This window comes from Scytonema sp. PCC 10023, assembly GCF_963920835.1.
GTDB lineage: Bacteria > Cyanobacteriota > Cyanobacteriia > Cyanobacteriales > Nostocaceae > Kalymmatonema.
Map to the genome: position 1 here is coordinate 19,623 of NZ_CAWUDP010000118.1, position 8,379 is coordinate 28,001.

Genomic DNA, 8,379 nt, shown 5'->3' on the forward strand with positions numbered 1-8,379 from the left:
ATCCGCTAGTGGGTTAATGTTAAAGAAACAGCGTTAAGGGTTTGTTCAAGCTGAGTGAGGGTGAGAGATTTAACCAACGAGAGCGGCAGTGGCTCCTGACTGATAGCATTGACGTAATCTGCGCTCAGGTAGCGACGGTAACTTGGCTGCTCGACGACGTGGGTTTGGAAGAAGGGAACACTCAAAGCTTGAACGTAGCTACGCGCCAAGGCAGGACTGGGACCAATAACCTCTGTGGGAACGGGAATAGCTGCGTTCGGTGATTGTGCGATAGTGGAAAAGTGTGTGCCGCCGTTAATTAGCACCAAATACTTATTCGGTGTTGTTAACCAAGTGAAGGGTTGAATCTGTTCCAGTAAAGCTGGAGCAATTGTATCGGCACTGCTAGTTACAATCATGACTGGAATTTTGATTTGGCTGAGACTGGCTTGCCCCATAATGCTGCTGTCAACAGGGTTAATGGCAATGACTGCCTTCACCCGTGGGTCAAACAGGTCATACTGAGACGGTGGCAAACGCACAGCTAAGCATTGAAGCAATTGCGAAATATTGAGTGTGTCCTCCAAGGCTGGACAGTTCTTTTTGAGTTGCTGAAAATCTATCGGTGCTCCTGCCAATGCTAATGCTGTGTATCCACCAAACGATTGCCCCACAACACCAATTTGTTCCAGATTCAAACGTCCCGCAAATGCTGGGTTAGACCTAGATAGGCGAGTCAGTTCATCCAACAGATACTTGACATCCAATGGTCGGTCAATAAATTCTCTGGGTCTAGTCACTCGATCCGCTGTACCTTCCAATAGTGCTTGCAGCTGTTGTGCATTACTGCCCGGATGTTCTGGAACAGCAACCACAAAGCCATAAGAAGCAAGGTGACGAGCCAGGTAAGCAAAACTTGTCCGGTCAGAGCCAAGTCCGTGGGAGATAACAATGACTGGGCGAGGGTTTGAAGTTCGTGGCAGGTAAATGTCGGCGGGAAAGGTGCGGTTACGAGATAAGTCATTGAGCGTGATGGTTAGCTTTTGCCAAGTAAAGCGCCCCGGTTGTTGCAAGTTTGGCACCGAAAGGGCAGTTAGTCCAGGGGGAGTGGCTGCTGCAACGGTTGATTGCTGGTTGATCAGTGCGATCGCATTTTGAGTTTGATTGACTAGAGTCTGGAACGCTTGGGCAATATTCAGACTGCGGGTTAAATTAATTGAAATCGCACTTGAAGGAAACTTGCGTAGTACATTCAACAGCGTTAAACCTTGTGGATCTGCCGCCGCCAGAATCAGCGCTGCTCGAATTGCGTAGAACCCTGATAGGCGAGATTCCGTCTGAATGAATTCTCCCAGACGTTTTAATAATCTCTCGCCAATTGGCGTGTAAAGAAACTGTGAAATTTCTACTGTATTTAACGGAACACGAGTCAGCAAAATCTGCCGTAGCTGAGTGAGTTCTTGAGAACTTACGTATTGTGTATATGCAGCTAGGTTATCATCCACTTTGCCAGTCTTAGCATAGACTTCGAGAGAATGAATAGGGATAGACCGCTCCAAGATGCCGTAGGATAGCTCAATACGTTCTGCACCTAAGGCAGGATGGGTGGTCAAAACAGGTATGAGACAGGTGTTCACAGTTCCCAATGCGACTTGCAGCCATATTGATTGCTTACCCACAAGATAAGTACAAGAGCGCAACTTGGCTATGACAGTTTCTAAGGATCGGTAATTCATATCCAAAACCCTTTATAAACTCACTGATTAAATTCTGCCGCCAAGATGGACTGTGAGGTTGATCACTACACCAACTTTTCCTGAAAGTATTGCAATCCCCATTTTGCTCTCATACAACTAAAAAAATGTTTCATATTCATCCTATTTCAAAAAAATATGATACAATTTATCCTAATAACTTACCCTAACTCTGTTTATCCGCACTTAATAAGTTTTCTAGTTGGTCATAAGAAAAGTAAGCGTTTAGACTAGCTCCGGTACATCCAGTCAACAACCAAAACAATGCACGACCGCTATCAAGCAGGATAAATAACCAGGGTTCTGATGACCTTTCAGTTGGAATAGTAACAGGTGTAAAAGCAATCCCTTGGCTACCCAAGACAATGGCGGCAATTGCCTTAGCTCGTGGCATATGAAAATCAGAAGTAATTAGGTAAAGATGGCGAATCTCAAGGCGCTTGAAGTCATCGACTAGGGTAGTAAAGTTAGTCACTGTATCAACAGCTTCGTAATCAAGATGTATCCGTTTTTCTGATATGTTGGCTTCCTGAAAGATGGGACGCACTTGCTCAGGAGGCAAACCAGAAGAAACCCAGATGTCTAGTGAAGGATATTTATGGGCAAATTGAGCTGTAAACTTTGGTCGAACTGGGCTACCCCCTAGCATCAAAATAGCTTGAGGACGAGGTGCTTGATGATAGGCTACAGTCAACCGCAAAATACTGATGCTATAAACCAAAAAAGGAATAGCAGAAATTATAAGAAAAAGAAAACGGTACTTTTTTAGCTTTTTAGAAACAATATTCATCTGCCCTCATCTGAAAATAAAGATTACACAGCACAGACAGATGCATAAAGCCGTTCAGCAGTTTTTGTACAAACGTTTTCACAAGTTTCTTTGCTTAAACAATCCAGAAATGGTGTATATCTTCCCAAACGTTCTGAAAGGCTTTCAAAGTGACCAAATATATCTGAACCTAAACAAATTCTGTGGCTATGTTTTTCGGTTAATTTGAGCCAATTCTTATCAGGTTGTCCCTGAGGACAAATATAATTATCAAAGATCAGCCAGGAATAATCAACATAAAGATTGTGATACTTGGATAAAAGATGGTCTATGACTTCATGTAATGTTTCTATCTTCACCCGACGGGAAACGCCACAGTGCGCCCACACCAGCGTGGTATGAGGAAAATGCTCAAGCATTTCAATAATTTCATCAGTATAAGACAGTTGATTTGTACGACCAACCGACGTAGCGTTTTGATGAACTAAAATAGGAAGCTGATGTTGGCCTGCAAAGTCAAATATCGGAAACAAAGCTTTATGATTAACTCGTGCTGGTTGTCCATAGGTTAGATTAGTCAGGTCATCATGCCTGCAAAGAATTTCACCAATGCCTTTAAAAACGCTAGGATACAAGTCCATAATCCGTTCAATATGTTTAATTGCATATCTATCTACAGGCGAAAAACCACATATGAGAGGAATAATACGCTTCCTATTCTCAGGAGTTAGATTCATGTATGCTTGAGCAATAATTGCATCTGTCAGCGAGTAGTAATAACAACGACTTTCGTTAGAAAGATAGTAGGTTGGTTCTTCATTCTCCCACTCGGGCCATTGTTTGGAAACTGGCAATCCAAAAACTATGCATTTTTCTACATTTGCTTTGTCCATCTCTCGAAGTAAAGCGTCAAAGCCGTCAGTTTGCTGAATAAAATTAACGCCATGTAAATGGGCATCGAAGATAACATATTTAGAGGAAGACATCTTAACCATATGCGACTCCAGTTGTGAATTTGCGATGGCGCGGAGCACACGCCTTGCGGCGATTGGGCAAAGCCTAGTACACATCGGCGGAAATCCAGCTACCATTTGGAGTTGTCAAAAAGCTTACTCTATAACCTTTCTCACCCTATGCCTACGGCAGGCCTTTCCCGCTATATTTCGCCGCATTTTCATTGCCATTTGATTAAATCAAGCTCTAGCTAAAGTCTAGAGCGATCGCCTCTGGTGATCACCCTAAACATAGAAGAAATCTAGTTCCTTGTAGTAGACTGAGTAGTTTCAGGATTGAAATTCAGCTGAGTTTGCAGTTCGGGTGGGATCAGCAAGCGATTAATAGGATAGATAACACCGTTATCTACTCGAAGGGGTGTACCGATGACACGAGCTTGGTACCTTACTAACTCCTCAGAGGTTTGTGCATCTAACCCTTCATTTACTTCTCCAGTTAATCCAGGCTCTTGAGATAGGGTTGAAGACCGATCATTAGGGGTAGAAGTGACTCCAATAGCAGGTTCTTCTCCTTCTGATTGTCTAATGTGATAGGAAAGAATTTGTTTGAGTAAGTCTCGATTTTCCGGTTGTACTAGCAGCTTAACAGTGCCGATTGGAAGAGCTGCAAAAGCTTCATCGGTAGGAGCATAAACTCTGTAAGAGTTATCATCATTATTGATTTGATAGATGAGATCGGAGTTTTGTCCAGCAACTCGCAAAAGAGAGTTGAGCATCTCGAATGATGGACTTAAGGACACAACCTCTCCAGCAGTCATGGACTGGGAATCACGGGGTACAACAATAGTGTTTGCACTGGTGAAGAAAGGTAGGGCTGACGCAGGCACGTTATTGATATTAGGAGTAGGAACAGCTCTTGGGGTAGAGGTGACTTGCGCTAGGGTAGGAACTTGAGTTCCAAATGCAAAACCTACAGCACTAGCAAGACCAGCAAATAATTTGAATGAGAGTTTCATAAGGACTACCTCCTTTATGCTTTGACTAAAGGTTATTGATAGATAGTGGAAATTTCGTGGATAAATTTTATCCTTTTGTTGACGTTGTTACTTTAAGAATCCCTGCTCAGGTTCTCCAAGTTCTTCAGGTTGTTGACTAGCATTAAAAATTATTGTGCCGATTACGAAAATAGCTAGGCTAACGAAAATCAATACGAAGGCACGTATCAATATGTTACTGGGACGTGGTCTTTGCATATTTTTAGGTACTACTTTCAAATGTTGTTAATTTCAAATTACTGTCCTGTAAAAAACTGATTTTCTGTCTCAAAATGTAGATAGTGTAATTCTTAAAATTTAAGCTATTAATACAGTTTTTACTATGTATAAAAAATCAGAAAAAAATGACAAATCACTTTTGGCTATTAACTAATCTGTAAAAATTTTTGCAATTGTGCTTGCACTTGCGGTTGGTTAATGTAAACCTCTGCTGCTTCTATCAAATTATTGATATTCTCTTCACTTGCATCATCAATGTCATCGCTTAAAGGTTGCCCCGTTAACTGTCGATCCAGTTTGAATTGTAAGCGTAAGAGGCGATCGCGCATTATATGCTTGGTGATGTACTCGTAAACGTCTGATGAAGCATCAAACAAGACACCAGTCAGCGGCTGTGCCCATTCTATTAGACCCCATTCTCGTGCTTTTTGATAAGGAATGATCCGCGTGCGATGGCGCGGAGCGCCCGCCAAGGGCGATCGCCTGTTCCTATTGAAAGTACGGTAATATCTTCAATTGCATATCCTAGTCTCAATGCTTCGGCGACAGCACTGGCAGAGGGGTTATTGGCAGCAACACCGCCATCAATGGCTGAGTATAAAAAATTAATTAAGTAGGTAGAGGTATCGTCAGGAATAATATCCCAAGCTTGATTTATCTTTGCTGTCCGAGTTAATCCCTCATACTTGACAATAGTACGAACTTGACCACTGCCCGTGTTATTAGTCACGAGAATAGCTGTATCATTATATACTTTCTCAACTAGTGACGCATTCTCATCCAACTTGATCGTGTATGCAGATGCATTTTGCACGACACCTTTTACTCTTTTGTCTAGTTTCTGTGCTGGGAAATAAGTTGGAGCTGATGCCGAACAGGTACACACCTTCCACAGCGGCACATTGTCATAATCTTTATCTTGTCGCCAGCTTTTAAATATAATTGGTTCTTGGTTAATCGTGTCAAAAGAAAGAATCAACAGCAACGGTGAAAGAACATCAAAAAGCTTTTTATTCCCAAAAGCTTCTTGAAGAACTTGAATCAAACCATTGTCTGAGAACTTAGGAGCGGACAAACCGTACTTCAAAATTAAAGGAATCCGCGCCAAGGAAAAACGACTTCTGTAAGGAAAGATGACTGAGCTTTTTTGTTTGTATAAATCAACAATTTCTTCGCTACTGCGTCCTATGGCAATAGCAGCTGCTAAAATTGCGCCTGTAGAAGTTCCAGCAATCAAGTCAAAGTACTCATTCAAAGGTTGATGAATTCGCTTTTCAATTGCTGCTAGTATTTTGGCAGAAATGACTCCTCGAATACCTCCACCATCTAAGCTTAAAATCCGAAAAGGCATAATCTCTTCCTTTGATTTTAGTTAAGAATGACTTGATAAACCAGCCTTCAATTAGAACGCTTGAGTGATACCTTGAGCTACACCGCATGAATGGATTTTGTTGAGCTTAAAACTGGAACCCTAATAAATTCCAGTAAGCCAAGAAGGGAATGAAAACCAGCGCGGCTAGAGCTATCAAAGAGTAGTGTAAGCGTGTCATTAAAGACCAGCGCTTATCTATCCAAGCCAACCCTGCAAAGAAGGTTAATACAAACGTCGGGACAGTAGTCACTAGTGGCAGACAAAGTAAGGCAACTACGATAGTAGGTACACCATACACAAGCTTCCATACCCCGATGAGCCAAAGCGACAAAGGCAAGCCAATCAAAAAGACCAAATTCAGAGTACCAATGAGACCTGCGATCGCCAAAGCATTGCTAAACTGTTTCTTTTGAAACGGCTTTCCTCGTAGACGACGAATCAGAGGGCGTATTGGCCACATAATGCAGGCTGATAGAAAAACAATTGCACAAAAGCCAGCAATTCCTAACTGCACCCAGATAGTTTCATACCACGGTACCCACTCAAAGGCTCCTATCTTGGGCCAAATTGGATTGAATGCAAAGGCGATATTGCCCCTACTATCTTCGCCAAAGGCAGTGAAGGCATCGTCATCAACCCGTTGAAATAACAGCGGTTCCACAGGCACTAACCGGAGCTTTGGAGCATTACCCAAGAAGAACAAACCAGGGGTACTAACCACCAAAGTACCGTTACCACCTTTCTTGATATTGATATGCTCAAACGGTGCGGTAAGCTTGGCGAAGGTGTCGCGAGGATATTCCAAATCTCGGTAAGTGCCAGTGAAGCGGTTAAGTTGCTCCTCGGAAAGAGCAAGCTTTTTGAGAGGTGCTCCTTTTTGGGTAACAGGAAAATAGTGATCAAAAAACTGAGTCATTAGTTTTCCATGCACCCCACTGAAGCTGTTAGTGGCAATAAAAATTCCAATATTTTGGTCGGGCAGTAGAGTGAGCGAGCTAGAATATCCACGCAAGCTGCCTAGGTGTCCGCTCGCCCGAATATTGTTTTCCAATCGTTCACGAAAACTGTAACCAGTACCCGGCAATTTGGGATGATGAGTAAAGTGCTGTTCATGCATCAACCGCACAGTATCCGCCTCTAAAATGCGCGAGTTTTCGTAACGACCGTTCAGCAAATGGGCAATCATGAAGTGAGCCATATCTGTGGCAGTTGCACTCATCGCCGCCGCTGGAGCGATATTTAAATATAGGTATGGAACAGATTTAAACTTGCCATTTTGATACTGATAGCCCACAGCCAAATCCGAAGCTAAAGCTCGCGGCGGTGGCTGAAGAAAAGTGCTGCGACGCATATTAAGCGGTTGCAAGATATTTTCGTCAATGTATTGGACGAAAGGGCGACCAGAAATCAATTCCACCAAATATCCCAACAGAGCAGTACTGTGGCTGGAATAGCTGTAGAGTTCACCAGGACGCCAGACAACAGGTGGCATATACTTAGCCAAGTAATCACCCAGTGGCTTCATCTCGGCTTCGGTGCGAGCTGCTATTGAAATCCGGCGTTTAGTTGTACCGTCCGTATGAGTCATCAACTGGGCAACTCTGACTGGCTCAGGGTAAGGGTTCTCTAGTTGGAAGTTTTTGAGGTACTTATTGACATCGCCATCAAGATCGAGCAGTCCCCGCTCGTACAACTGCATTGCAGCTGTAGCTGTGAATAGCTTGGAGAGGGAGGCTACACGAAACAGTGTTTTGTCTGGGACGACTGGGATTTTTTTCTCTAGATTTGCGTAGCCATAGCCTTTGGTGAAAAAGAGTTTCCCATCTTTCACCACAGAAATGACTGCACCAGGAACATGAGACTTTGATATCTCCTCATTGAAAATATTGTCTATGAAAGCTGCAAATTCCTGCGGATCATTTAATCCTGGTGCAGTAGCAGCAGGTGCTACAGGTGGTTCGGGTGTAGTAATAGGTTGTTGCTGTTGAGGATTTGAAAACGGAAACTTAGCTGGTACATCTCGAGCCAAACTGGGTAGCCCAGACAGTGATAAAAACAGGATAAATCCAGTCAACCCAACGAGTATGCGCCTAATGAACGGGTTTTTATAGAGTTTGCGAGTTTGCTGTTTTTTCATTGCTTGGCGTTCCACAGCTTTTGACCAAAATCTCAAGCAAATCTATCAAAGCATAGTGCGAGGGTGAGAACCCCTTGCTTAAAAGCCTTGTCATTACCAACATTTTTCCAAAGACTGGGTTGAAAAATCGATAGCCCAGCA

7 protein-coding genes are annotated in these 8,379 nt (G+C 43.0%); all 7 read right to left on the bottom strand.

Annotation, left to right across the window (positions count from 1 at the left end):
* Window positions 1–5: 5 nt before the first annotated feature.
* The 7 genes from ACM0OZ_RS41030 to ACM0OZ_RS41060 all read right to left on the bottom strand — a co-directional run bounded on the left by ACM0OZ_RS41030 (window position 6) and on the right by ACM0OZ_RS41060 (window position 8,253).
* Window positions 6–1,715 (bottom strand): alpha/beta hydrolase, encoded by a 1,710-nt coding sequence (locus ACM0OZ_RS41030; RefSeq protein WP_414588629.1) that lies wholly within the window; start codon window positions 1,713–1,715, stop codon window positions 6–8.
* Window positions 1,716–1,899: 184 nt separating this feature from the next.
* Entirely contained in the window at window positions 1,900–2,523 is a 624-nt protein-coding gene (locus ACM0OZ_RS41035) for a YdcF family protein (protein ID WP_414588630.1), read from the bottom strand.
* A gap of 23 nt (window positions 2,524–2,546) precedes the next feature.
* Window positions 2,547–3,497: an amidohydrolase family protein gene (locus ACM0OZ_RS41040; RefSeq protein ID WP_414588631.1), complete on the bottom strand. Its 951-nt coding sequence runs from the start codon at window positions 3,495–3,497 to the stop codon at window positions 2,547–2,549.
* A gap of 260 nt (window positions 3,498–3,757) precedes the next feature.
* On the bottom strand, window positions 3,758–4,471 hold the full coding sequence (locus tag ACM0OZ_RS41045; protein ID WP_414588632.1) for a fasciclin domain-containing protein: 714 nt from the start codon (window positions 4,469–4,471) through the stop codon (window positions 3,758–3,760).
* Window positions 4,472–4,875: 404 nt separating this feature from the next.
* Window positions 4,876–5,202, bottom strand: a complete 327-nt coding sequence (locus ACM0OZ_RS41050) for a hypothetical protein (protein ID WP_414588633.1) — start codon at window positions 5,200–5,202, stop codon at window positions 4,876–4,878.
* A complete protein-coding gene (locus tag ACM0OZ_RS41055; RefSeq protein ID WP_414588634.1) occupies window positions 5,136–6,080 on the bottom strand; it encodes a patatin-like phospholipase family protein in 945 nt (314 codons plus the stop codon). The genes ACM0OZ_RS41050 and ACM0OZ_RS41055 overlap by 67 nt, the downstream gene beginning before the upstream one ends.
* Before the next feature lie 106 nt (window positions 6,081–6,186).
* Window positions 6,187–8,253, bottom strand: coding sequence for a serine hydrolase domain-containing protein (locus ACM0OZ_RS41060; RefSeq protein WP_414588635.1), 2,067 nt, complete (start codon window positions 8,251–8,253; stop codon window positions 6,187–6,189).
* Window positions 8,254–8,379 lie beyond the last annotated feature (126 nt).